The following is a 23813-nucleotide window of genomic DNA, read 5'->3' on the forward strand; positions in this document are numbered from 1 at the left end:
GATTATGACGATCGACAAAGCAGTTCTGATGTTCGCGGGTTTCATGGTGCTGATCTCGCTCGCGCTCGGCTATTACTATTCTCCCTACTGGTTGCTGCTGACCGCCTTTGCCGGGCTCAATATGGTGCAGGCTTCGGTGACGGGGTGGTGTCCGGCAGCTATTGTCTTCAAGAAAGTTGGCTGCAAGAGCGGCGTCGCCTTCAAGTAACACCTGACTTTCCAGGATTGGCGTCCCATGCGGGAGGTGCCTTCGCGCCCTCCCGTCCTTTCAATTCGTTCCGAGAATGGCACATTGCGATGAGATACGTACGATCCATCCTGGCCAACGGGCTTCTGCTGGGCATCACGGTGTTCGCCAGCGGTGGCGCTCTTGCCGGGGACTTCACTGTCGCGGCTGCCACCATCACAGAGATGAAGGCCGTTTTCGGCCAGGTCGAGAGCCGCACGATCGTGCCGGCGCGCGCGCGCATTTCCGGTACCATCACCGAGGTGCGGGTGACGGAAGGCCAGGTCGTCAAGAAGGGTGATGTGGTCGCTACCGTTGTCGACGACAAAATAGCTCTGCAGCTTCGCGCAGCCGATGCCAAGATCGGCGCCCTCAATTCCCAGATGGAGAATGCCAAGACCGATCTGCAGCGCGCCCAGGACTTGCTGGCCAAAGGCGCCGCGACCCAGAGCCGGGTCGATGCGGCTCAGACCCAGTTCGACGTGATCACGAGCCAGCTGGCCGCCGCGGTTGCCGAAAAGGCCGTTACCCAGCAGAGCGCCAAGGAAGGCGATACCCTGGCACCAGCCGACGGTCGGGTGCTGACGGTTCCCGTGACGGCCGGTTCGGTGGTCATGGCAGGCGAACCGGTCGCCCGGATCGCGTCGGGACAATATTATCTGCGACTGTCGCTGCCCGAGCGACATGCGACGGAGATCACGGAGGGGGCCCAGGTAGATATCGCCGAACGCGGAGCCGGTGCGGATGGCGGATTCGTCAAGGCCCGTCAGGGCCGCATCGCCAAGGTCTATCCGGAGATTGAGAACGGGCGCGTCATCGCCGATGTCGAGGTTGCCGACATCGGCAGCTTCTTCGTCAACGAGCGCACGCTGGTGTCGATCCCTGTCGCGAAGCGGACCATTCTGGGCGTGCCGCCACAGGCGGTCAACACGGTTCACGGGATCGACTACATCACCATCAATACGGCCGACGGACCACTCGGCGTCGCAGTCGTGCTGGGCGAGCGATACCAGGATGGGGGACAGCCACGGGTCGAGGTCCTGACCGGCCTCGCCGAAGGCGACAAGGTCGTCCTGCCATGAAACTTGGCATCGCCGGCGGGCTCACCCGCTCGTTCATCGGCTCGCCGCTGACGCCGCTCTTCCTGTTGGCGGCGCTGGCGCTCGGGCTTGTCGCCCTGGCCACATTGCCACGCGAGGAAGAACCGCAGATTTCCGTGCCAATGGTGGACATCCATGTCGCGGCCAACGGGCTGAAGGCGGAGGATGCCGTCAAGCTCGTGACCGAGCCGCTGGAAACGATCATCAAGGGCATCGACGGTGTTGAGCACGTCTACTCGCAAACCGTGGACGACGGTGCGCTGGTGACTGCCCGCTTCAAGGTCGGCACCAGTTCCGACGCCGCCGTTTTGCGTGTTCACGACAAGGTGCGCGCCAACATGGATCGCATCCCGGTCGGCATCCCCGAACCGCTGATCGTCGGGCGCGGCATCGACGACGTCGCGATTGTAGTGGTGACATTGACGCCGACACCCGAGGCGGCCGGCCGCTATTCCTCGGCCGATCTAAGCCGGCTGGCGCACGAGCTTCAGGTCGAGGTCGCCAAGCTGCCTGATATTGGCCTGACTTACATCGTCGGCGAGCAGCCGGAGGCGATCCAGGTCGAGCCTGACCCGGAAAAACTCTCTCTCTACGGCATCACGCTGCAGCAGTTGACGGCCAAGATCACCGGCGCCAACAGGTCCTTCCAGATCGGCACGGTGCGCGACGAGGGCAAGCAGCGTGTGCTGGTCGCCGGCCAGACCCTGCAAACCCTCGCCGACATCGGCAACCTGCTTCTGACTGCGCGGGACGGGCGGCCTGTCTATGTGCGCGACGTGGCCAGAATTGTGTTGGCTACGTCGCCGGCGGAGAACCGGGTCACCAACTTCGTCAAGTCCGACAAGGGACTTGAACGAGCCCCGGCCGTGTCGCTGGCGGTGGCCAAGCGGCCGGGCACCAACGCCGTCGTCATCGCGGATACCATCGTCAAGCGCCTTGACCAGGTGCGCGGCGAAATTTTCCCGAAGGACGTCGAGATGGTCGTGACTCGCGACTACGGCGAGACCGCTAACGAGAAGGCAAACGAACTGCTCTTCCACCTCGGCCTTGCCACGATCTCCATTGTCGTGCTGGTCGCAATCGCCATCGGTTGGCGCGAGGCTTTGGTGGTGGCCGTTGTCATCCCGACGACCATCCTGCTCACGCTATTTGCCTCACGCATCATGGGCTACACGCTGAACCGCGTCAGCCTGTTCGCGCTGATCTTCTCCATCGGCATCCTGGTCGACGATGCGATCGTAGTGATCGAGAACATTGCCCGGCATTGGGCCATGGATGATGGGCGGTCCCGCAAGCAGGCGGCGATCGACGCCGTCGCGGAGGTGGGCAATCCGACCATCGTGGCGACGCTCACCGTGGTCGCGGCGCTCCTGCCAATGCTGTTCGTGTCGGGTCTGATGGGGCCGTATATGAGCCCGATCCCGGCCAACTCCTCGGCGGCGATGCTGTTCTCCTTCTTTGTCGCGGTGACGCTGACGCCGTGGCTGATGATGAAGTTTGGCAAGAAGGACCACGCCTCGGCGCATGCCCATAACGCCAGCAGCCCCAGCGGCGCGCTCGGTCGCGCCTATATCGCAGTTGCAAGACCCATCCTGAAGTCGCGGTTCCGGTCGTGGACCTTTCTACTTGTCGTCGGCGCGGCGACCATGGCTTCGATGGTGCTCATCTACACCAGGCACGTCACGGTCAAGCTCCTGCCTTTCGACAACAAAACCGAATTGCAGGTGGTTGCTGACCTGCCCAAAGGCTCCTCGGTCGAGGACACCAACCGGCTGTTGCAGGCTGTGGTGAATCGACTCGCCGACGTGGCCGAGGTGGTCTCGTTCCAGACCTATGCCGGGACAGCAGCGCCTTTCGACTTCAACGGCCTGGTGCGCCATTACTATCTTCGCTCCGGATCGGAGCAGGGCGACGTCGCAGTCAACTTGACGGGGAAGGGGGAGCGCAGTCGTCCAAGCCATGCCATCGCCCTCGACATCCGCGAACGGCTGAAAGGCATTGCCATGCCAGAAGGCACCGTGCTCAAGGTGGTCGAGCCACCGCCTGGTCCGCCAGTGCTTGGGACATTGCTCGCGGAAATCTATGGGCCTGACGCCGAGACGCGCCGCGCGGTGGCGGCAAAGGTGCGCGAGACGTTCGCGTCTATCCCGTTTATCGTCGACGTCGAAGATAGCTTCCACAACCTGCCGCAGCGCGTGCGTCTGGCGATCAATCAGGACAACCTCGAATACTACAAGGTCGAGCAGTCCGACGTGTACGATACGTTGAGCTACCTCTATGGCGGTACGACGGTCGGTTATTCACATCGCGGCGGCGGCCGCCGGCCGGTCCCGATCCGCGTGTCGCTCTCGAAGAGCGACGGCGTGGTCGACCAGCGCGCCCTTACGACGCCGGTCCCGGCGAACGCGCTGCCCGGCGCACGCGACGTGGTGGAACTGGGCGACGTCGTGCGGGTGACGCGGGAGCCGGCATCCTACCCGATCTTCCGCCACAACGGCCGGCCCGCCGAGATGGTGATGGGTGAACTCGCGGGCGCGTTCGAGGCGCCGGTTTACGGCATGCTCGCCGTCGACGATGCCATCGCCAAAGCCGATTGGGGTAACCTCCCGAAACCGACGATCGCATTGCACGGGCAACCAGATGACGAGTCCAAGCCGACGCTTCTGTGGGACGGCGAGTGGGAGGTGACGTGGGTCACCTTCCGCGACATGGGCGCGGCCTTCATCGTCGCGATCCTGGGCATCTACATTCTCGTTGTCGCGCAGTTCGGTTCGTTTAGGCTGCCGCTGGTTATCCTGACGCCGATCCCGCTGACCCTGATCGGCATCACGCTCGGCCATTGGGCCTTCGGCGCGCCGTTCTCGGCCACCTCTATGATCGGCTTCATCGCGCTCGCCGGCATCATCGTGCGCAACTCGATCCTGCTGGTGGACTTCATTCGCCATTCCAAGGGAACCGAAAGGCCGCTGGTCGACGTGTTACTCGAGGCCGGGGCAATCCGCTTCAAGCCGATCCTGCTCACCGCGATCGCAGCGATGATCGGGGCAGCGGTCATCCTGACCGACCCGATTTTCCAGGGGTTGGCGATTTCGCTGTTGTTTGGCCTCGCCTCGTCGACGCTGCTGACGGTGCTCGTCATTCCCGCCATTTACGTGGCGCTGCGCGGCGGTTCGCCGCGGGACACCGACAGCGACACGCCGGCAGTGCTCAATGCGACCGACGAACCAACCACAACGTACTGAAAGATGCCGGCTTCGGCATGATCACCGGGATCGACGTGCAGGACCTCGGCGGCAGTAAGGTCGAAGTCGCGGCCATCGATCGAAAGCCTTTGAGTTTTCGACAGATTGAAAGACTGGGGATTTTGAAATGAACCTGGACTGGAAAGGCATTCACCAACGAGCTGTCGGGTGGCCTGCGCGAGCTTCGTGGCGGCACGCCCGAGGTAATGAAGGGATTTTCCGCTCGGGCTGAAGGCTGATCCTGATCAGTTCATGGCGGCCGAGATCTTCGGCCGGACTTCTCGATCGGCTCATTCCTGGGAGCTGCAGCGCAGCGTTGAAATCCACCAGTTACTGGCGCGCAATAACCAGCAAGCGGAAGCCATCGGCCTTCAGGGAACCCCGGCATGGATAGTTGGGCTGTTCCTCATTCCAGGTGGCCTCGACTTCGCGCAGCTCTAGGAGGCAGTGACCGAGGCTCGCCAGAAAAAGATGCCCAGAATTGATGATGCGGCACTCACAGCAAGCGCTGACCATTAGGCCAAAAATTGTTCGGTTCCTGCGTTAGAGATGAGGGCCTTCGCTTCGCGCGATCATTAGGTGGTGCTGCTGATGATGCATGCCCCGGGCCATAAGCCCGAAGAAGCCAAGGCCGCGCAGTTTGGCGGCATCCTTCGCCGGCGGCCACACGGTCAGGGATGCGCCACCGTCGATATCGGATGCATCGAAGCGCCAACCGTCTACCCCGTTCATCGCCGCCGCATGGGCCTTCACCATCCGACGCACTGAATCCTGAACGGTTCCCGAACCAGTGACCAGGAAGCGGGTTCCGCCCGCGACCGGCTCGCTCTTCACATCGGCGGCCAAAGTAACCGCGTTCATGTCGACGAGATGCGCGCGCAGGGCGTCGATGTGCACTTTGGACCAGTCCGTATCAGGATCAGCCTCAAGGATGGCTATGATCTCCTGGATCGCCGCGAACGCGGCTTGGCCGGGCTCCGCCGGAGCATCGGCACCTGGGGCTTGTCCGCTCATCATCTGCATATGCACCTTATGGTCCATTCCGCCTGACTGGGCTTGCTGGGCACAGGCTGCGGAAGAAACCAGGCAAGCGGCGAGGGCGAGGGCGCGTATCATGGCGAGTGCTCCGTTGACAGGTATGCTTGCCACACCCTTGAGCAAAGCTACATGATAGAAATCATGTCACCTCCGCTAATCGCCTTGCTCGACCGTCTAGAAGGCCGCGAGATCGAGTTCGCGGCGGGATCACCGGTGTTTCATCTGGGTGATTCCGTCCGGTTCATCCATGTCGTGCGTTCGGGGGTTGTTCATCTGGTCAGGCATCAGGACAATGGGACGGCGCTGATTCTTCAACGGTCGGGTACCAATTCCATCCTGGCCGAAGCCTCATTGTATTCATCCTCTTACCATTGCGCGGCCCGAGCGGAGATTGCTGCCGTGACCTGGGCCATTCCGCGCGCCGGCCTGCTCACCCGGATCGCGGCAGACACAGAGCTGGCGATCGCGTGGGCGCGCCATCTCGCACACGAGGTCCAGCAGGCGCGACTGCAGTCGGAGATATTGTCCCTCAAGACAGTCGCCGCCCGCCTCGATGCGTGGGTGTCCTGGCACGGGCGCCTTCCCACCAGGGGACACTGGTCAGCAGTGGCCCATGAAGTAGGTGTCAGTCCCGAGGCACTTTATCGCGAAATCGCCCGGCGCCGAAAGCGTGACGCGATTTGATTTCTGCAGCCGACGCTGCTCACACTCAGATTCGCGCCGCCGGCGTACGGCGGCAGCATTGCCCTCCGCACGCAGAAGTCGCAGACGCGAATTCTGCCGGGTGCGCCAGTTTTCCTATGTATTACAATGGGCTGGGTTGACCATGGGTGGAATATGTCTACGCGAGGCAAGGTGCCCCCTATGCAGTGGAGCACTGCTCTGCACCATCTGGCTGACGCCAACTGGTGCAATTTGCGCTGGATCGTTGGTTTTCGGCGGAAGCGCTGCGCCCGATGACCCGCCGCAACGGGTGAGCGTTGCTCCCAAAGCCAGCACTCAAGCGCGGCACGGACACCCGGTTGAGGGCCGTCCGCAGATCGCCTCCAGACAATTTCTTATTCAGATTAACAAGACGGGAGCAAACCCGCCGCCTGGCGTCCTGAAGTTTGTGGTCTGCCCTTGGTAGAGGCGCGCAGCCGCGAGCACCAGCCGGCCATCGTAAACGTAGAGCCGCACGTCCATTTTGCGAGGTGCAAGTGACCCATCAATCTCGATCATGCGCTGCCCAGGCGCGGCAAAGGCCTGGGCCACATAGCCGCCCCTGGCGATTTCGACCCATACCCCTCTTGTGACCTTGTCGCCGCGATAGACCGCCTTGCCCCCGTGGCCGGAAAGTGGCTTGAAAAATAGATCCTTGCGGGATTGCCAAAGCGCGTCAGCATTTTCAGGTGTGACCAGCGTCGTCCGCGGAACGCCGCCGGCGAGCCGCAAGCGCATCTCTGGGGATAGACCAAAAGTTTCGAAAACCTCCGGCTTGGACAACAGGGTCAAGTTGCGCTTGCTCGCGAAAAGCGCATGATTGTGCGGATTAGGCGTGACCACCACCGCGCCGTGTTGATAGGCTTCTTTGAGCGCTGCATGCTCTGGCAGATCGAGCGCGAAGTCGACCAGGCGATTGTATACGAGGTCAATCTCCTGTCCTCCGAGCCATAGCCTGCCACCACGATATTGCAGTTCGCTCGCATCTCCGATCACGGCATCGATACCGTGTTTCACCAGCAGCTGCCTGGCCAGCACGAATTCAGGATAGAGATACTGTTCCTCGGGCCGATCATCGATGATTGCGATCCGTCGCGGCGATTCCGTATCGAGCTGGCGTCGCCATTCATTCCTGAACATCGCAACGACCCCGGTCTCGAATTTGTCCTCCCTGGCGCTGATCAGCCCCTGTTCGACTTCGGCGCAGCAGGCTTTCTGGGCCTTCGCCAGGAACGCATTGAGGAAAGCACCACCGGCGTTGGTGTTCACTTCGATGAGCTTGGGACCATCATCGTCGAGATGGAAGTCGTAGCCCATCAGCGCGCCGGCCGGACCAAAATCCCGCTGCGCGATTGCAGGGGCCCACGAGAGAACGGCATCGCGGTAGGCGGTCAATTTCGTCGCGCATTCGATGGCGTCAACGATTCCGCTCATCTCCCCAAGGACGGACGCGGCGAGGAAGACCGGAACATTCGAGAACAGATTTGGTCGCGACTTCATGAACGCTTCGCAGAAGCCGGGGTCGCCGACCTCCTGATCGAGCGCAGTGTAAAGTGCAAGTCGGTCGAGGGTGATGCAAAAGCAGTTTCGGTTGAGCCGGGTCGATATGGCCCGGCTCGCTTCCGATACGTTGGGAACTGTATGCACGATCATGTCTCCTCGCTGCCGGGCGCGGGGCTGCCGCTCAGATCCAACGACCTCGGAAGGTTGCTTGAAAGCCCAGGGGTTCACACACGGCCCGCTCGCTTTGCCGTTCGAGTTACGGTCACGATCTTGCGGTCATCGCAAGGCCATCTTGTTGCCCGCCTGAACCACATTGCTCATCACCCGGAATTCAGCTTCGCCGGGTCGACCTTCGTACGGGTCAGCGTCTCGCGCACGACAGCCGCGCCGAGTTTCACGGCCGGCGTCGACTTGAGGCTGCCGTTGTAGGTGCCTATTGCGGATCGGCCCGGAGAGCAGAGGACGACATCGCGCTTTCACATGGTTCACCTCGAACAGAGTAGCTGGAAGATAACAGGAATGCTGTGGCCCGGGCTTTGATGCAGATCACACGGCGGCCTGTAGGTCGCGCGGCGCGGCGTATGCCAGCAGGCGCAGCGCGTTGAGCACCACCAGCACTGTCGATCCTTCGTGGAAGACCACGGCTGCTCCGATCGGCAGGCCAAAGAGAGCGGCGGGCACAAGCAGAGTGACCATGCCGAGGCTGATCCAGAGGTTCTGGCGGATCACGGCACTGGTGCGACGGCTGAGCCCCAGCACGAAGGGGAGATGTCCGAGGTCGTCGGCCATCAGCGCCACGTCGGCCGCCTCCAACGCGACATCCGAGCCGGCCGCTCCCATGGCTATGCCAACAGTGGCGTTGGCCATCGCCGGCGCGTCGTTGACCCCATCGCCGATCATCGCGACCTTGCCTTCCTGCGCGAGCATTGCCTTGACGATCCCTGCCTTGTCCTCCGGCATCAGTCCGCCTCTGGCTTCGTCGATGCCAAGGTCGCGCGCCACGTTGTCAGCGACGCTCTGGTTATCGCCCGAAAGCATGATGATGCGCCGGATGCCAAGCGTCCGGAGCCTGGCGATCACCTCCCGGGCGCCTGTCCGAGGCGTGTCCATGAGTCCCAGGACACCGAGGTAGGTCTCGCCATGCCGAACCATGATGACCGTACGGCCCGCGCTCTCGAGCTCCGCCGCCGTGCCAGTGACAGAAGCCGGAATGGATAAAGCGAATCTCGCCAGGAAAAATTGCGGCTTGCCGAGGACTGCGGGGCTCCCGTCGATGACGCCTTGGATGCCGCTGCCGTTGAGGCTTTCGATCGAAGTCGCGGTCTTGATCTCAACCCCTCCCAGCCGCTCGATTCCGTCTCGCACCACGGCGGCGGCAAGGGGATGGTCGCTGCCGCGCTCAATGGCGACCGCGATGCCTAGAAGCGTTTCTTCGTCTATGCCCGGCGCAGGCATCACGTCGGTCAGCCGGGGCTTGCCTTCGGTCAGCGTTCCTGTCTTGTCGAAGGCGAGAACCGCAAGCGACCCCAAGTTCTCCAGAGGACCGCCTCCCTTGACAAGCACTCCGCCGCGCGCAGCCCGCGCCACACCGCTCAGGACAGCGCTCGGCACCGAGATCGCCAGGGCGCAGGGACTGGCGGCGACCAGAACCGCCATGGCGCGATAGAAGCTTTCGCCGAAGGGTTCGTCGAAGACCATGAAGGCGAGCATCAGGGCACCGACAGAGACGAGGACCGCCGGCACGAAGATACGCGCAAAGCGATCGGTGAACCGTTGGGTAGGCGAGCGCTGCGCCTCGGCTTCCGCCACCATGCGAACGACGCGGGCAAGCGTCGTCTCGCCCGCCAATTTGGCGACCTTGATCTCGAGTGAACCCGAGCCGTTGATGGTGCCGGCGAAGACACGATGGTCGTCGGCGAGTTTATCGAAGTCCGGCAAGGGGACCGAGCCGTCGATCGGCCGCTTGTCGGCGGGCATGCTTTCTCCGGTGACAGGCGCCTGATCGACGCTGCTCAGTCCAGCGATGACAACGCCATCAGCGGGCAGGCGTTCATTGGGCCGGACTACCACGATGTCCCCGACCTGGAGAACGGTTACGGAAACCTCCTCCAGCGCGTCCCCGGTGCGCCGTGTAGCCAGTTTCGGGGCAATCTGCCCCAACGCATGGATCGCCCCGCTGGCCCTTCCCATGGCGTAGTGCTCCAGGGAATGTCCGAGGCTGAACAGGAACAGGAGGAGCGCGCCTTCCGCCCATTGACCGAGCGCTGCCGCGCCCGCGGCGGCGACGAGCATCAGCGTATCGATGTCGAATCGGCCATGCCAGAGGTTCTCTACCGCTTCACGCAAGGTGAAGAAGCCGCCTAGGGCGTAAGCGAGGCCATAGAGCCCAAGCGTGGCCTCCACGGGCACGTAACCCTCGGACAACCAGCCTGCTGCGAGGGTTAGCCCGCAGGAAAGCGATGAGAGGAGTTCCGCGCGTCCGCCAAGAAGGCCGCCTTGAGCACCGTCATGCTCATGCGCCGTTTCAGCGGGCGATTGCGCTGCGACTGGTTCGACCCTGACGTTCACGCCGCCGCCTTGCGGCGGATGGTGCCTTCGAGCTTCGTCGCCTCCGCCACGGTGTTGGAGATCGTCCCGTATTTGCGGACGTTGGTGTGAAGCAGCGCAAGCCGCGGGTCGCTTTCGTCGGTGTCGACGATCAGTTCGTAGTCCACCGACACCATCTTGGGCGGAGCGTCCTGGCGCTCCCCATGCAGGCGCACCTCGACGCCGCGCAGCTCGAATTTCAGCATCGGGCTCACGCGCTCGATGCCTTTGACCATGCAGGCGGCGATCGCCGCAAGAAACAGCTCGGCAGGATTGAAGGCGTCGCGACGTCCCGCAATGTCGGTATCGAGGACGATCTCGGCGTCCTTGGTGTTCGCTAGGGCACCATGCGCATCGACGCGATGCGCGGTGACATTGTAGCTCAGCAGTTTGCTTGGCTCTCCCACCTTCGAACTCCTTATCGATGGTTTCGCAGCGCCGGCATATTGCCTGGCATGCGAGCTTGGCCGCAGGGGAGGCGAACGTTCAACAGCATGAGGGTTCTCCCGGCGCCGCGGACCCGCAACAGGAGCCTTCCCCCGACGGGGACGTTCCGCAGCCGCATCCACCAGCATCATGTGCCCCTGGCTGTTGCGAGGAGGCTTCGCCTTTGACGGGAAATCCCTTGCTGGCCCATTTGGCCATGCCGCCTTCCATGTTGGCGACCTTGTCGAACCCCTGGAACATCAGGAAATAGGTGGCCTTGAGACTCCGGCCTCCGCTCTGGCATGCGAGCACCAGCTCGCGGTCACGCGGCAGCTCCACGTAGCGCTTCTCCAGTTCCCCAAGCGGTATCCGAATGATGTTGGGAACGTCGAATGCGAGCCGGTCGATCTCCGCCTGTTCGCGGACGTCGAGCAGCAGTGCGCCTTCGGCGACCCGGCGCCTTGTCGTGGTAGGACAGATCTGTCTGGCTTCATTAGGCATAGCGGCAATCCTTAGGTTGGGGTTTTGGGTTGCGAGTGGCTGCCGCGTCATGCCAGCCACAGTTCGACCTTCTCGCGGCTCGGCACGCCGCCGGCGTGGACAACTTTGCCGTCGACCACGACGCCTGGCGTCGACATGATGCCGTAGCTCATGATCTCGCGGAGTTCCTCGACCTTGGCCAAGGAGATGGGCACGCCTTTTTCCTGGGCGATGCGCTCGATCAGCGAGGTCGTGTTCTTGCAGTTCGCGCAGCCGGGTCCGAGGACCTTGATCTCTTTCATGGGTTGGCGCCTTTCTTGGTTCTTCAGCCGAAAATCATGTTGAACAGGAAGCCGACAGCCAGGATTCCCAAGGCGACCACGCCGATGAAGACGGCGATCAGCTTTACGCTCAGGACCTTGCGCAGGATGATCATCTCGGGCAGCGACAGCGCGATCACCGACATCATGAAGGCGAGCACCGTGCCGAGCGCCGCACCCTTGCCGAGAAGGGCCTCGACCACCGGGATGATCCCTGCCGCGTTCGAATACATCGGGATACCAAGGAGAACGGCGGCCGGCACAGACCACCAGACGTCCTTACCCATGATCGAGGCAAGGAGATCCGATGGCACGTAGCCGTGGATGAAGGCCCCGGCGGCGATGCCCGCGATGATCCAGATCCACACCCTGCCGACGATGTCGCGGAGGGCTTCGAGGCCAGTCTTGATGCGGCCGACGGCGGTCAACTGGTCGGCCGGAAGATCGACGGCACCGGACCGGACGTTGCGGACCCATTCCTCCAGCCAGCCCTCGAGATGCAGCTTTCCGATGACCCAGCCGGACACGATCGCGACAGCCAGGCCGAAGGCCAGGTAAGTCAGCGCGACCTTCCATCCCAGCAGCGCGAAGAGCAGGCCGAGAGCGACTTCGTTGATCATCGGGGCCGCGATCAGGAATGAGAACGTCACGCCGAGCGGCACTCCCGCCGAGACGAAGCCGACGAAGAGCGGCACAGCCGAGCAGGAGCAGAACGGCGTGAATATGCCGAGGCTGGCGGCCGCGACATTGCCTATCCCCTCGCGCCGACCCGCCAGCAAGGCTCGGGTCCGTTCCGGCGAGAAGAAACTGCGAACCACGCCCATGGCGAAGACCACCAGCGCCAGGAGCATCAAAACCTTCGGCGTGTCATAGGCGAAGAACCTTATCGCCTCTTGAAGATGCGAACCGGGTTCGAGAGGAAGCAGGGCAACAATCCAGTCCGACAGCGGAACCAGCTGGGCATAGGCGGCAAACCAAAGGACCACGGCGCCTGCACCTGCTGTAAGCCAAAGGGCTGGCGAGGGCTCATTTGGGCGCTCGGGCAGGGTAAACGACTGTTCTGTGCTCATGCGACTTACCTGTCTGTGACGCGGGATAAGCACATCCTGTTGGGCTTAGCTCTATCCACTGCGAACCTTCCGAGGTTTGTATATGCTTCCGTCGGTATATTCCTTCAAGGGCATATACAAGATTATTGGCCGCGCCGTTGAGGCTTTACGTTGGCCGCCACGCCACGTCGTTGCGGTGGATCAAACGCAGATCCGACCAGGAATGCCTCGGGAAAGCCCAGGAACAGTGGAACGCATATGCCGTTGCGGGGATATGCACGTGGAACTATATGATCTGCATGAAACAGCGACTTGCCCTGCTCTCCGCGATTTCGGAGCCGCTGCGCCTTCGGGCTCTGGCGTTGATCTCGGCACATGGGGAGGCATGCGTGTGCCAGCTTACCCACGCGCTGCAGACATCCCAGCCAAGCGTTTCGAAGCATCTCGCGGTCTTGCGTGAGGCTGGTGTCGTGGCTCAGCGGCGAGACGCCCAATGGATGCTCTACCGCATCGCCGATCTCCCCGACTGGGCACAAACGGTTGTCAATGGCGCGCTTGACGGGATCGAGTTGGAGCCAGAGCACCAGAATGATCTTAATCGGATGGCCGGTGCCCCCGACGGGCCCTCGCCATCGAACAGGCGTCCGCGTCACCATCGGCAATTACCTGTCTTGGCAGGCGAACGCGGCTGACGGATCTGGTGGCGCGTCGAAACTGGCGTTCCTGTGGTCAGTGGCCGAGGCGCGCCTAACTGTCGCCACGCTGCCATTTATCGAATATGGTCGTCCTGGCGACCAAATGGCCGCCATTGGGAGGAATACTTGACTCGTGATGCGCGGCATTGCGTGCGGCAAGGCAATCCACCGAACCGGCGAACCCTTTTGAAGGGGGCGCTAGCGGGGGCAGCCTCGCTCGCGTTCCGTTCGAGCGCTTCGGCAGAGGACGTTGCGTTCAAGTTTGGCCTGACACCGGTCTTCCTCTCGAACGACCTCGAACTTCTCGGCCATTTGCAGACGTTCCTGTCGTCCAAACTCGGCGGCCCTGTCGAACTGGTGACACGTCGGACCTACCAGGAGATCACCGCGCTGCTCGTGTCGGGCGAGATCCATTCAGCCTGGATTTGCGGCTATCCCTACGTCCAGTTCAAAGCCAACCTCGATCTGGTCGCAACGCCAGTCTGGCTCGGCAGACCGCTATACCAATCCTACCTGATTGCATCTGCCGACCGCGTCGTCGAAGACTGGACCGGGCTTAAGGGCGATGTCCATGCATTCTCGGACCCGGATTCGAATTCGGGCTTCCTGGTCACCCGGACGCTTCTCGCGAAGAACAAGCTCTTGCCCGAGGCTTTCTTTTCGCGGAACTTTTTTACTTATGGGCACCGCAATGTCGTCCGGGCGGTTGCTTCTGGCCTGGCGCAATCGGGCAGTGTCGACGGCTACGTCTACGAGGTGATGCGCGAGACAGAGCCCGATCTGATCAGGCAAACCAGAATCGTCCGCAGTTCGGAATGGCTGGGATTTCCTCCGGTAGCTTCGCCTAAATCCTTGGCAGGCGATGCGAGGGTGAAGGCCCTGCGGCAGGCGCTCGTTTCCATGAAGGGCGATCCCGAGGGACAGAAAGTTCTCGACCTTCTTCGACTGGACGGATTTCTGGCAACCGACCCCTCGCTCTTCGACACGATCGCGGCCGAAGTCGAAATCGTGAGGCAGTTCGGATGAACCTCTTCCGGCGCCTGCGTTCGATCCCTGTCTCCTATCGCGTGCCCGCGCTGGTGGCGCTCCTCATGGTGGTGATCAGCGCCGCGATCTCCGAACGCGTTCTCGACCGCTTATCCAGGACGCAGGAGAGTTTTCTGGACGGGCTCGCGGAGACATACCTCGATGGCCTGTCGTCGGCGGTCGTGCCGGCGGTGCTGAGGGGCGACGTCTGGGAGGTGTACGATGCGCTCGACAGGTCTTCGTCGTCCTACAAGGCGTTGTCTCCGATCGAAACTGTCGTCAACGGGGCGGACGGTCGGGTCCTCGCAGCGACCGATCCGACCCGAATGGCCACGTTCTCGCAGCTGCCGGACAGCTACCTGAACCGCTACGGTCCCGGGATCGTGACGATCGACGGTTCCACGCTGACGGGCTTCGCCAAGCGGGAGCTGATCTATCAAGGTCATCCCATCGGCGCCATTCATGCCACTTTCGACGTGTCTCACCTGTTCGCCGAGCGGCGCGAGATCCTGGTCACGCTGCTGGTGACGAACGGCGTTCTGGCCCTCCTGTTTTCCCTCGGCGGCTTCCTGCTCGTGCGGAGGATGATTGCCCCGATGCGAGTCCTTGAGAACCATATGCGCTCGGCGGCGCACGGGGCAGCCGAGCCGATTGCGTCCAGCGACATCCCGGAGGGAGATGCAGAAGTCGCCGGGCTATTTCGCGGCTACAACACGCTCGTCCATGCCGAACGCGAGCGCGCGAACTTCGCTATGCAGCTTGCCGAAGAAGAAAAGCTGTCAAGCCTGGGTCGGCTGGCATCCGGAATGGCCCACGAAATCAACAACCCCTTGGGGGGCCTCTTCAATGCCCTGGATACGTTGAAGACCCATGGCGAAACCCCTGGCGTCCGCGATACGTCGATCAGCCTGATCGAGCGCGGCCTCGCCGGCATTCGCGACGTCGTCGAGGCGGCGCTAGCGACCTACCGTCCAGAGCGATCGCAACGGCTTCTCACCGCGGAAGACTTCGATGATGTCCGCCTTTTGCTCAAGCCAGAACTGCGCCGCCGACGGCAGCACCTGGAATGGGACATGGCATGGAACGGTGCTGGGGAGATTCCGATCAAAGGAGGTCCCGTCCGCCAGGCCGTGCTCAACCTGCTGCTCAATGCGAGTACAGTAACGCCGGAGGGAGGAGTAGTCTCATTGAAGGCAGGGAGCAGGGACGACCGATTGTGCATCGAAATCGGCGACCAAGGCCCCGGAATGTCGCCGGACATCGCCGCAATACTCACGCACGGTGACCCTGGCCCTGCGGTCCGGGCTGGCCGGGGTCTCGGTCTGTGGATGGTCCGCCGCGTAGTTGACGATCTTGGCGGCAGGGCCAATATCACTGCCAAACAAAACGGAGGGACGGCGGTCACGCTCGAAATTCCCTTCGGTGGGGAGACCGCCAAAGCCAATGCTGCCTGAGCGCGCACGGATAGGACTTGTGGAGGACGATCCCGTCATGGGCGGATCGATCCTTCAGCGCCTAGAGCTCGAAGGTTGGCAAGTGACGTGGTGGCAGTCGGGAGGCGAGGCGATCAACGGCATATCTGCTGTTGCGGGTACGCTCGATCTCATCATCTGCGACATAAGGTTGCCCGACATTTCCGGCGAGCTGGTCTTCAATGCCGTGGCCAAGATCGCGAACGCGCCGCCGTTCATGTTCGTCACCGGGTTCGGCGAGGTCGACCAGGCGGTGCGGCTGATGCGGTCGGGCGCGGTCGATTTCATGACCAAGCCCTTCGCCATGGACGAGTTCCTGCGGCGCATCGAGGCGGGGCGCAGGACCACGAACGCCGAGCTTAGGCTGAAAGGCTATTTTCTCGGCGAGTCGCGCGCCATCCAGTCCGTGGAAGACCTTCTGCATCGTTATGCGCGACACGACATGCCGGTCCTGATCACCGGGGAAACCGGAGCCGGCAAGGAGGTGGCGGCACGGCTTCTCCACCAGATATCGCCGCGAAGCTCCGAACCGTTCGTGTCGGTGAACTGCGCGGCCATTCCTGCGGAGCTGCTCGAAAGCGAGATCTTCGGTCACGAGAAGGGCGCCTTTACGGGGGCGCAGCGGCGTCATCTCGGCTATGCGGAACGGGCAGGGAAAGGCACGTTGTTCTTGGACGAGATCGGCGACATGCCGCTGTCGCTTCAGGCAAAGATGCTTCGGCTGATCGAGGAAGGGAGCTTCCATCGCGTCGGCGGCGAAGCGCCGGTTGCTCTAGGCGCGCGTATCGTGACCGCGACGCATCGGGATCTTGCGGTTCGCGGCGGAGCTATGGGCTTCCGCGAGGACCTGTATTTCCGGCTGGCGGTCCTGCCGGTGGAGATCCCGCCGCTCAGACAGCGACCGGAAGACATCGACTGGCTCATGGACCGGTTCCTCGAAAACGCGGTCAGCCGTTCAGATGTGCGCATTCGCGGGTTCAGCGCGCTGGCCGAGGAGGCCGCACTTGCCCATCCCTGGCCTGGCAATGTTCGGGAACTCAGAAACCGCGTGGAACGCGCCGTGGCCCTGTCGACCAGCGAATGGATCATGCCCTGCGACCTGTTCCCCGAACATGCGGCCAGGACGGTCAGCGCATCGTTCGCGCCGCTCGCCGATGTTCGCGACGCCGCTGAGCGCCGTCAGATCGAGCGCGCCCTCGAAGAGACTGGCGGACAGATCGCCAAGGCGGCCGGCCTGCTTGCCATATCCAGGACGACGCTGTGGCAAAAAATGACCCGCTTTGGCCTTGCAGAGGGGCCGCGTTCGGAAAGCTGAACCTTCGGCGCTGCAACATGTTCGGAATTCCGAACGTCGTGAACGGCCAGCCGGATGGTTCAATGCACTTTCCCTAATGAAATGGGCGACCTGCTCGCTTGGCACGGGTGTTGCAAGGCTCCTGGCGGAGAAAACTTCGCCAATGGGAGGAATGCATGGATCGCTGCAACAAGCTGGTCGACGTCGGCCGCCGTCAATTTCTGAGGGGAGGGGCATTTGCCGCCGCGGGGATAGCTACAGCCGTGGCATTGCCGGCGCAAGCTCAGGCCAAGGCCGCACCGGGTCTCGCCCTGGTCGAATACCCTTCGAACAAGCTGGCCAACGTTGCCGACCTGAAGGTCAACGAACCCCTGGAGGTCAACTATCCAGACGAGAATGCGCCCGGCGTGTTGCTCAAGCTTGGAACCAAAGTGGAAGGCGGCGCCGGTGCTGAAGGCGACATCGTCGGGTTCTCGACGGTATGCCCACACAAGGGATTCCCGCTCAACTACAACGCCGAGGATCACTCCTTCAACTGTCCTGGCCACTATTCGCGCTTCGACGCGGATGCCGGAGGGCAGCAGATCTGGGGTCAGTCGACGGCCAACCTTCCCCAATACGCGCTGCGCATCGACGCCAAGGGCGACATCTATGCCGAGGGAGTCGACGAACTCCTCTACGGCCGCCTGAGCAACGTACTTTAAGGGAGGATCGGATCATGGCTTACAAACGTCACATCGACCGTCTGCCGATCGTTCCGGCCGACGCCAAGAAGCACAACGTCACTTGCCACTACTGCATCGTCGGCTGCGGCTATCACGCCTACACGTGGCCGGCCAACAAGCAGGGCGGCACCGATGCCGCCTCCAACGCTTTCGCGGTCGATCTTTCTCAGCAGCAAGCCGCCGAGACGGACGCCTGGTATGCGCCCTCCATGTACAATGTGGTCAAGCAGAACGGCCAGGATGTCCACATCGTCATCAAGCCCGACAAGGACTGCGAGGTAAATTCCGGACTGGGATCGATCCGTGGCGCCCGCATGGCTGAAAACCGCTTCAGCGCCACGCGCGGAACACAGCAGCAGCGCCTGACCTCGCCCATGGTCTGGCGATATGGCCAGATGCAGCCGACCTCCTGGGACGACGCGCTCGACCTCGTCGCAAGGGTGACGGCCGCCGTGGTCAAGGAACAGGGTGAAGATGGTCTGTTCGTCTCCATGTTCGACCATGGTGGCTCAGCCGGCGGCTACGAGAACACCTGGGGCACCGGAAAGCTCTATTTCGGGTCGATGAAGATCAAGAATGTCCGCATCCATAACCGTCCGGCCTACAATTCCGAAGTCCACGCCACCCGCGACATGGGCGTCGGCGAACTGAACAACTGCTACGAGGACGCCGAGCTGGCCGATACGATCGTGGCGGTTGGGACGAACCCGCTCGAGACCCAGACCAACTATTTTCTCAATCACTGGATACCCAACCTGCGGGGTGCGACGCTCGACAAGAAGAAGGCGCAAATGCCCGACGAGCCTCACGCAGCGGCGAGGATCATCATCGTCGACCCCCGTCGCACGGTGACGGTAAACGCTTGCGAGGCGGAAGCCGGGAAGGACAATGTCCTCCATCTCGCCGTCAATTCGGGAACGGACCTGGCGCTCTTCAACGCGCTGTTCACCTACATCTCCGACAAGGGATGGACCGACAACGACTTCATCAAGAACAGCACGGTTCAGGACGGCAAGCCGCGGCCGGCGCTTTACCCGGCTCGTGGCGAAGCAGACGGCAAACCCGGTCACCTGACCAACTATTCGGGCGCGGTGGAAGGCTGCAAACTCTCTATCGACGAGGCTGCCAAGATCACCGGCCTGAAGGCGGATGATATCGTGAAGGCGGCCGAATGGATTGCCATGCCCAAGGAAGGCGGCAAGCGGCGGCGCACCATGATTGGCTACGAAAAGGGCCTGATTTGGGGCAACGACAACTACCGCACCAACGGCGCCCTTGTGAACATCGCGCTGGCGACGGGCAACATCGGACGCGAAGGCGGCGGAGTAGTTCGCCTGGGCGGACACCAGGAGGGTTACGTGCGTCCGTCCGACGCGCATGTTGGAAGGCCGGCGGCCTATGTCGACAAGTTGCTCATCGAAGGCAAAGGCGGCGTCCACCACATCTGGGCCTGCGACCATTACAAGACCACGCTGAATGCCCACCAGTTCAACATGGTCTACAAAAAGCGCACGGACATCGTGAAGGATGCGATGAACGCCGTGCCCTATGGCGACCGCGATGGAATGGTCAAGGCGATCACAGCCGCGATCAAGGCCGGAGGTCTGTTCTCGGTCGACGTCGACATCATCCCATCGAAGATCGGCGCGGCAAGCCACGTCTGGCTGCCGGCGGCGGAGTCGGGCGAGATGAACCTCACTTCCATGAATGGCGAGCGCCGCATGAGGCTCGTTGAGCGCTATATGGACCCGCCTGGCAACGCCAAACCCGACTGCCTGATCGCAGCCGGACTGGCCCAGCATCTGGAGAAGGTGCTCCGCGACATGGGCGACACCAAGTATGCCGACCAGTTCAAGGGCTTTGACTGGAAGTCGGAAGAAGACGCCTTCATGGACGGCTATCATCAGAACGCTGGCGGCGGCAAGCACGTCACCTATGAGCGGTTGAAAGCCATGGGCAACAACGGCTTCCAGGAACCGGCCACGGCCTTTGCGGACGGCAAGATCGTCGGCACGAAGCGCCTTTACGCGGATGGCGTGTTTTCCGGGGACGGCGGCAAAGCCCACTTCATGGATGCTCCATGGCGCGGCTTCCAAGCACCCGGCAAGGACGCGCAAAAGGCGAAGTTCAAATATCTGATCAACAACGGGCGGGCCAATCTCATATGGCAAAATGCCTTCCTCGATCAGACCAACGACTTCGTCATGGACCGCATGCCGTTCCCCTACATCCAGGTGAACCCGGACGACATGGCCGAACTGGGGGTCAAGGCCGGTGATCTGGTGGAGGTCTTCAACGACGATGGCTCGACCCAGGCTATGGTCTATCCGACGCCGACCGCCAGGAAAGGCGAGACCTTCATGCTGTTCGGATTCCCGACCGGGGTGATGGGCAATGTCATCAATGACGGCGTCAATGAGCTGGTGATTCCAAACTACAAGCAGACTTGGGCGGACATCCGAAAGATCTCGGACGCGCCGGAAGGCGTGAAGCATTTGACGTTCAAGTCGCTGGAATATCAGGCCTCATAGAACCTCACCCACACACTCCTCCGCGGGCCTAGGCTTGGTAGCCCGCGGTGGGATTCTTTGGGATCTCGTTGACTTTCCAAATGGAGGAATTTGAGTGAAGCTCGAAAGCGTTTTCGTTGCCGTCTCCGTTCTGACTGCGTGTGTGACCGCGGCTAATGCGCAGGACGTTGAAGCAGGCAAAACGGTTTTCAAGAAATGCGCGGTCTGCCACGCGGCCGACAGCACGACCAACAAGGTGGGCCCCCATCTCGGCGGTCTGATCGGCAGGACTGCCGGAACCGTCACTGGGTTCAACTATTCAAAGGCGATGAAGGACGCTGGAACTGGCGGTTTGGTGTGGAATGAGGAGACGCTTGCCAAATACCTGGTCGAGCCGAAAGCAGTGGTTCCGGGAACGAAGATGGCGTTCGCCGGGCTGAAAAAACCTGAGGACATTCAGAACGTCATTGCATACCTGAAGAGCATTCCCAATTAGAGGCCCCATGGAAACTGCCATCGCGCTGACTAACGAAACCTGCCAGGCGGGTGCCACCGGCAGGGTCATCTCCGTCGATATTGCCGCCGCCAAGGCAGTCGCGATCGCCAGGGCCGTGCGCGAAACGGAGCCTGTGCCGCTGATGGCGGCGAGGGGCCGGATCCTCGCTCGCGACCTCTTCGGATCGATCGACCTGCCGCCGTTCGACAATTCGGCGATGGACGGCTACGCGGTAAGGTTGGCTGATTTCGTCGGGCCTGGTCCGTGGACGCTTTCGGTCAGCGGCAGGATTGCGGCAGGTGAGTCCTGTTCCGAACAGCCATCCACTTCGAAAGAAGCGTTGCGCATCTTCACTGGCGCACCGGTGCCCGGAGGGTTCGACGCCGTCGTCATGCAGGAGCACTGCCAACGCACGAACGATGCCGTCGTCATCACAAGGCTCCCGCGGCGCGGAGAAAACGTTCGTAAGGCGGGCGAGGATGTGCGGGTGGGGAAGCGCCTGATGGGCGATGGAGACCAACTGTCGCCTCAACGGCTTGCGCTTTTGGCGGGTCAGGGAATGGCCGAGGTGGAGGTGCTCCGGAAGGTTCGCATCGGCCTGATCTCCACGGGGACCGAACTGAAGGAACCCGGTGAGATCCTCGATCCCGGACAGATCTACAATTCCAACCGTGTCATGATCCGGGCAATGCTGTCGGCAGCTTCCTGGGCCGAGATCATTGACTTCGGCATCGTTCCCGATCGGCGCGACGCGCTGGCTGAGACATTCGGCGAAGCGGCGTCGCGTTGCGACGTACTCGTCACCACAGGTGGCGTTTCCGCAGGCGAAGAGGATCACGTCGTGGCGGCGCTCGGACAGCGCGGTGGCACGCTGGATATTCTCAAGGTGGCAATGCGGCCGGGAAAGCCCGTGAAGATCGGAATGACCGGGACAATGCTGTTCGCTGGACTCCCCGGCAATCCTAACGCTGCTCTGGTGACCTTTCGCCAGATCGCGCTGCCAGCGATCCGGGCGATCGCGGGACTGCGCAGCGTGGAAGCTGACTGGTCACCGGCGGTGGCAGGATTTGCCTATGAGAAACGGCTCGGGCGGACCGAGTTCGTTCCTGTCCGGGTTACGGGCCGTGACGAATTCGGACGTCCCGTTCTGGATATGCTCGGTCGTGGCTCGTCGGCAAGTCTCATGGCGATGGCTCTCGCTGATGGCATCGCCATGCTTCCGCCTGACGTCGGCTCGATCGAGCGCGGCATGCCGCTGCGCTTTGAATCCTTCTGTTGCCAGTAGGTTTCGACGGCGATGGCCGGAGAGAATCCCATCATCAATGCAATTCTTGCGCGGCGTTCGATTTCGCCGCGAAGACTGACTGCGCCTGGTCCGGACGAACGACAGATCCGGCTTATGGTGGAGGCTGCCGTTGCTGCGCCGGACCACGGCCGTCTGCGACCGTGGCGGTTCATCTTCATCCACGATGAGGATCGCGAAGCGTTGGCCTCTGCATTCCATGACGCGGCGCTCGAACTTGACCCGAACAATTTCGGTGACTCCGCAAAGCGCGAGGCGGAAAAGGCCTACAACGCCCCGTGCCTGATCGCGGTTGTCGGCCGCGTCGAAACAGCACATCCGGTGATACCCGAAAGCGAACAGTGGATTTCGATCGGAGCCGCGATCCAGAACATGCTGCTCGCGGCCGAGGATCTCGGCTTCAGCGCCATGATCGTCAGCGGCAAGAAGGTCAGCACAAGCGCCCTCGTCCGATCGTTCGGGCTCGGACCTCACGAGAATTTGGTAGGTTTCATTGCCATCGGTACTTACGCCGGAGCGCGTCCGTCCCTTGAACGCGCGGTTCCCGAAAGCGTGATCGCTGGCTGGCATCCGCGGATTCATGCCACCGACTGATCAGGCAAATCGCCCCTCGCGTGAAAGGGACTGTTCGAGGACGAAACTGTCCAATCCGATAGGCGGGTCTTTACAAACCAATGATCCTCCTGCTAGCTATGCCTTATATTTCTACATATGTGGATACCTCGCCATATGGATAAGAAGCATGCTACAGAGGCCCTCGGAGCCCTTGGCCAAGACACCCGGCTCGAAGTTTTTCGGCTGCTCGTGCGCGCCGGGCCGGAAGGCATTCCGGCGGGCGAGATCGCCTCACGGCTCGGGACGGTCCAGAACACCATGTCGGCGCATCTGAAGATTCTTGAACATGCCGGCCTCGTCCGATCCGTGCGTATGGGGCGCACCATCCGCTATGTTGCCGACATGACCGGTTTTCGCGATCTCCTTGCGTACCTCATGGAGGACTGTTGCAACGGTGCGCCGGAGCTTTGTCAGCCAGTCATCCAGGCTGTGACCTGCAACTGCTAGAAAGGAGACGCAGCCAATGAGCCAGCCCTACAATGTCCTTTTCCTTTGCACCGGCAATTCGGCCCGGTCGATCCTTGCCGAAGCGATCCTGAACCGCGTCGGCGCCGGAAAGTTCAAGGCCTATTCGGCCGGATCGCAGCCGAAAGGCGAGGTTCATCCATTTGCGCTCCAGCTTCTGAAGAATCTCAACTATGACACCTCATTCGCTCGCTCCAAGAGTTGGGAAGAATTTGCCGTTCCCGGCGCGCCTGAGATGAACTTCGTGTTCACCGTCTGCGACAACGCGGCCAACGAATCCTGCCCGGTCTGGCCAGGCCAGCCGATGACGGCCCATTGGGGCGTGCCTGATCCTGCGGCCGCGGAAGGCACGGACGCCGAAAAGCATCTGGCGTTTGCTGAAGCCTATCGCATGCTCAACAACCGGATTTCGATCTTTGTCAGTCTGCCCATGAACACGGTCGACAATCTTGCCCTGCAGAAGCGGTTGGACGAGATCGGGCGCAACCTGCCGAAGGCCGGCTGAGCCAAGGAACCCCATCATGACCGATCACGTTCTGA

23 protein-coding genes and 1 pseudogene are annotated in these 23813 nt (G+C 62.0%); 16 read left to right on the forward strand and 8 right to left on the reverse strand.

Translation table 11 applies throughout. The features are described from left to right. Positions 1-4 precede the first annotated feature (4 nt). The 4 genes from FJ428_RS15825 to FJ428_RS15840 all read left to right on the forward strand — a co-directional run bounded on the left by FJ428_RS15825 (position 5) and on the right by FJ428_RS15840 (position 5009). A complete protein-coding gene (locus FJ428_RS15825) occupies positions 5-208 on the forward strand; it encodes a DUF2892 domain-containing protein (RefSeq protein WP_140561991.1) in 204 nt (67 codons plus the stop codon). 89 nt (positions 209-297) lie between these two features. Beyond that, complete coding sequence (locus tag FJ428_RS15830) at positions 298-1308, forward strand: efflux RND transporter periplasmic adaptor subunit (RefSeq protein ID WP_140879709.1); 1011 nt, start codon at positions 298-300, stop codon at positions 1306-1308. Then, entirely contained in the window at positions 1305-4568 is a 3264-nt protein-coding gene (locus FJ428_RS15835) for an efflux RND transporter permease subunit (RefSeq protein WP_140879710.1), read from the forward strand. The genes FJ428_RS15830 and FJ428_RS15835 overlap by 4 nt, the downstream gene beginning before the upstream one ends. Positions 4569-4820: 252 nt before the next feature. Further along, positions 4821-5009, forward strand: coding sequence for a hypothetical protein (locus FJ428_RS15840; RefSeq protein ID WP_140879711.1), 189 nt, complete (start codon positions 4821-4823; stop codon positions 5007-5009). A gap of 102 nt (positions 5010-5111) precedes the next feature. On the opposite strand, the gene FJ428_RS15845 is transcribed toward FJ428_RS15840, so the two are convergent. Further along, on the reverse strand, positions 5112-5684 hold the full coding sequence (locus tag FJ428_RS15845) for a hypothetical protein (protein WP_140879712.1): 573 nt from the start codon (positions 5682-5684) through the stop codon (positions 5112-5114). 51 nt (positions 5685-5735) lie between these two features. Here FJ428_RS15845 and FJ428_RS15850 point away from each other — a divergent pair, with 51 nt between their 5' ends. Beyond that, the gene (locus FJ428_RS15850) at positions 5736-6290 is read left to right on the forward strand and encodes a Crp/Fnr family transcriptional regulator (protein ID WP_140879713.1); all 555 of its coding nucleotides are present in this window, start codon (positions 5736-5738) and stop codon (positions 6288-6290) included. Positions 6291-6668: 378 nt separating this feature from the next. Here FJ428_RS15850 and FJ428_RS15855 read toward each other — a convergent pair whose 3' ends face one another. From FJ428_RS15855 to FJ428_RS15885, 7 genes and pseudogenes are all read right to left on the reverse strand, one after another. After that, positions 6669-7961, reverse strand: coding sequence for a hypothetical protein (locus tag FJ428_RS15855; RefSeq protein WP_140879714.1), 1293 nt, complete (start codon positions 7959-7961; stop codon positions 6669-6671). Between the two features lie 170 nt (positions 7962-8131). Further along, positions 8132-8248, reverse strand: coding sequence for a hypothetical protein (locus tag FJ428_RS15860; RefSeq protein WP_224518979.1), 117 nt, complete (start codon positions 8246-8248; stop codon positions 8132-8134). Between the two features lie 109 nt (positions 8249-8357). Then, positions 8358-10172: pseudogene (locus FJ428_RS15865) on the reverse strand (heavy metal translocating P-type ATPase); the annotation flags it as partial. Positions 10173-10375: 203 nt separating this feature from the next. Then, positions 10376-10786 (reverse strand): OsmC family protein, encoded by a 411-nt coding sequence (locus FJ428_RS15870; RefSeq protein WP_181167326.1) that lies wholly within the window; start codon positions 10784-10786, stop codon positions 10376-10378. A 97-nt stretch (positions 10787-10883) separates the two neighbouring features. After that, positions 10884-11324: a rhodanese-like domain-containing protein gene (locus FJ428_RS15875; RefSeq protein WP_140879716.1), complete on the reverse strand. Its 441-nt coding sequence runs from the start codon at positions 11322-11324 to the stop codon at positions 10884-10886. 47 nt (positions 11325-11371) lie between these two features. Further along, positions 11372-11605, reverse strand: coding sequence for a thioredoxin family protein (locus FJ428_RS15880; RefSeq protein WP_140879717.1), 234 nt, complete (start codon positions 11603-11605; stop codon positions 11372-11374). Between the two features lie 23 nt (positions 11606-11628). Then, positions 11629-12693 (reverse strand): permease, encoded by a 1065-nt coding sequence (locus FJ428_RS15885; protein ID WP_140879718.1) that lies wholly within the window; start codon positions 12691-12693, stop codon positions 11629-11631. A 278-nt stretch (positions 12694-12971) separates the two neighbouring features. Here FJ428_RS15885 and FJ428_RS15890 point away from each other — a divergent pair, with 278 nt between their 5' ends. The 11 genes from FJ428_RS15890 to FJ428_RS15940 all read left to right on the forward strand — a co-directional run bounded on the left by FJ428_RS15890 (position 12972) and on the right by FJ428_RS15940 (position 23778). Next, positions 12972-13364: a metalloregulator ArsR/SmtB family transcription factor gene (locus tag FJ428_RS15890; protein WP_181167310.1), complete on the forward strand. Its 393-nt coding sequence runs from the start codon at positions 12972-12974 to the stop codon at positions 13362-13364. A gap of 189 nt (positions 13365-13553) precedes the next feature. Beyond that, positions 13554-14393 (forward strand): PhnD/SsuA/transferrin family substrate-binding protein, encoded by an 840-nt coding sequence (locus FJ428_RS15895; RefSeq protein WP_224518966.1) that lies wholly within the window; start codon positions 13554-13556, stop codon positions 14391-14393. Then, the gene (locus FJ428_RS15900) at positions 14390-15847 is read left to right on the forward strand and encodes a HAMP domain-containing sensor histidine kinase (protein WP_140879720.1); all 1458 of its coding nucleotides are present in this window, start codon (positions 14390-14392) and stop codon (positions 15845-15847) included. The genes FJ428_RS15895 and FJ428_RS15900 overlap by 4 nt, the downstream gene beginning before the upstream one ends. Continuing rightward, positions 15837-17180 (forward strand): sigma-54 dependent transcriptional regulator, encoded by a 1344-nt coding sequence (locus FJ428_RS15905; protein WP_140879721.1) that lies wholly within the window; start codon positions 15837-15839, stop codon positions 17178-17180. Before FJ428_RS15900 ends, FJ428_RS15905 begins: the two co-directional genes overlap by 11 nt. Before the next feature lie 155 nt (positions 17181-17335). Next, positions 17336-17863, forward strand: a complete 528-nt coding sequence (locus FJ428_RS15910; RefSeq protein ID WP_140879722.1) for an arsenate reductase (azurin) small subunit — start codon at positions 17336-17338, stop codon at positions 17861-17863. A gap of 14 nt (positions 17864-17877) precedes the next feature. Continuing rightward, positions 17878-20415, forward strand: coding sequence for an arsenate reductase (azurin) large subunit (locus FJ428_RS15915; RefSeq protein ID WP_140879723.1), 2538 nt, complete (start codon positions 17878-17880; stop codon positions 20413-20415). Between the two features lie 94 nt (positions 20416-20509). Continuing rightward, positions 20510-20890, forward strand: coding sequence for a cytochrome c family protein (locus FJ428_RS15920; RefSeq protein WP_140879724.1), 381 nt, complete (start codon positions 20510-20512; stop codon positions 20888-20890). Between the two features lie 7 nt (positions 20891-20897). Then, positions 20898-22175, forward strand: a complete 1278-nt coding sequence (glp, locus tag FJ428_RS15925; RefSeq protein WP_140879725.1) for a gephyrin-like molybdotransferase Glp — start codon at positions 20898-20900, stop codon at positions 22173-22175. A 12-nt stretch (positions 22176-22187) separates the two neighbouring features. Beyond that, positions 22188-22787, forward strand: coding sequence for a nitroreductase (locus FJ428_RS15930; RefSeq protein ID WP_140879726.1), 600 nt, complete (start codon positions 22188-22190; stop codon positions 22785-22787). Between the two features lie 135 nt (positions 22788-22922). Beyond that, on the forward strand, positions 22923-23255 hold the full coding sequence (locus FJ428_RS15935) for a helix-turn-helix domain-containing protein (protein ID WP_140879727.1): 333 nt from the start codon (positions 22923-22925) through the stop codon (positions 23253-23255). 16 nt (positions 23256-23271) lie between these two features. Next, complete coding sequence (locus FJ428_RS15940; protein ID WP_140879728.1) at positions 23272-23778, forward strand: arsenate reductase ArsC; 507 nt, start codon at positions 23272-23274, stop codon at positions 23776-23778. Positions 23779-23813 lie beyond the last annotated feature (35 nt).

It is taken from the genome of Mesorhizobium sp. B2-8-1 (assembly GCF_006440955.1).
Classification (GTDB): Bacteria; Pseudomonadota; Alphaproteobacteria; order Rhizobiales; family Rhizobiaceae; genus Mesorhizobium.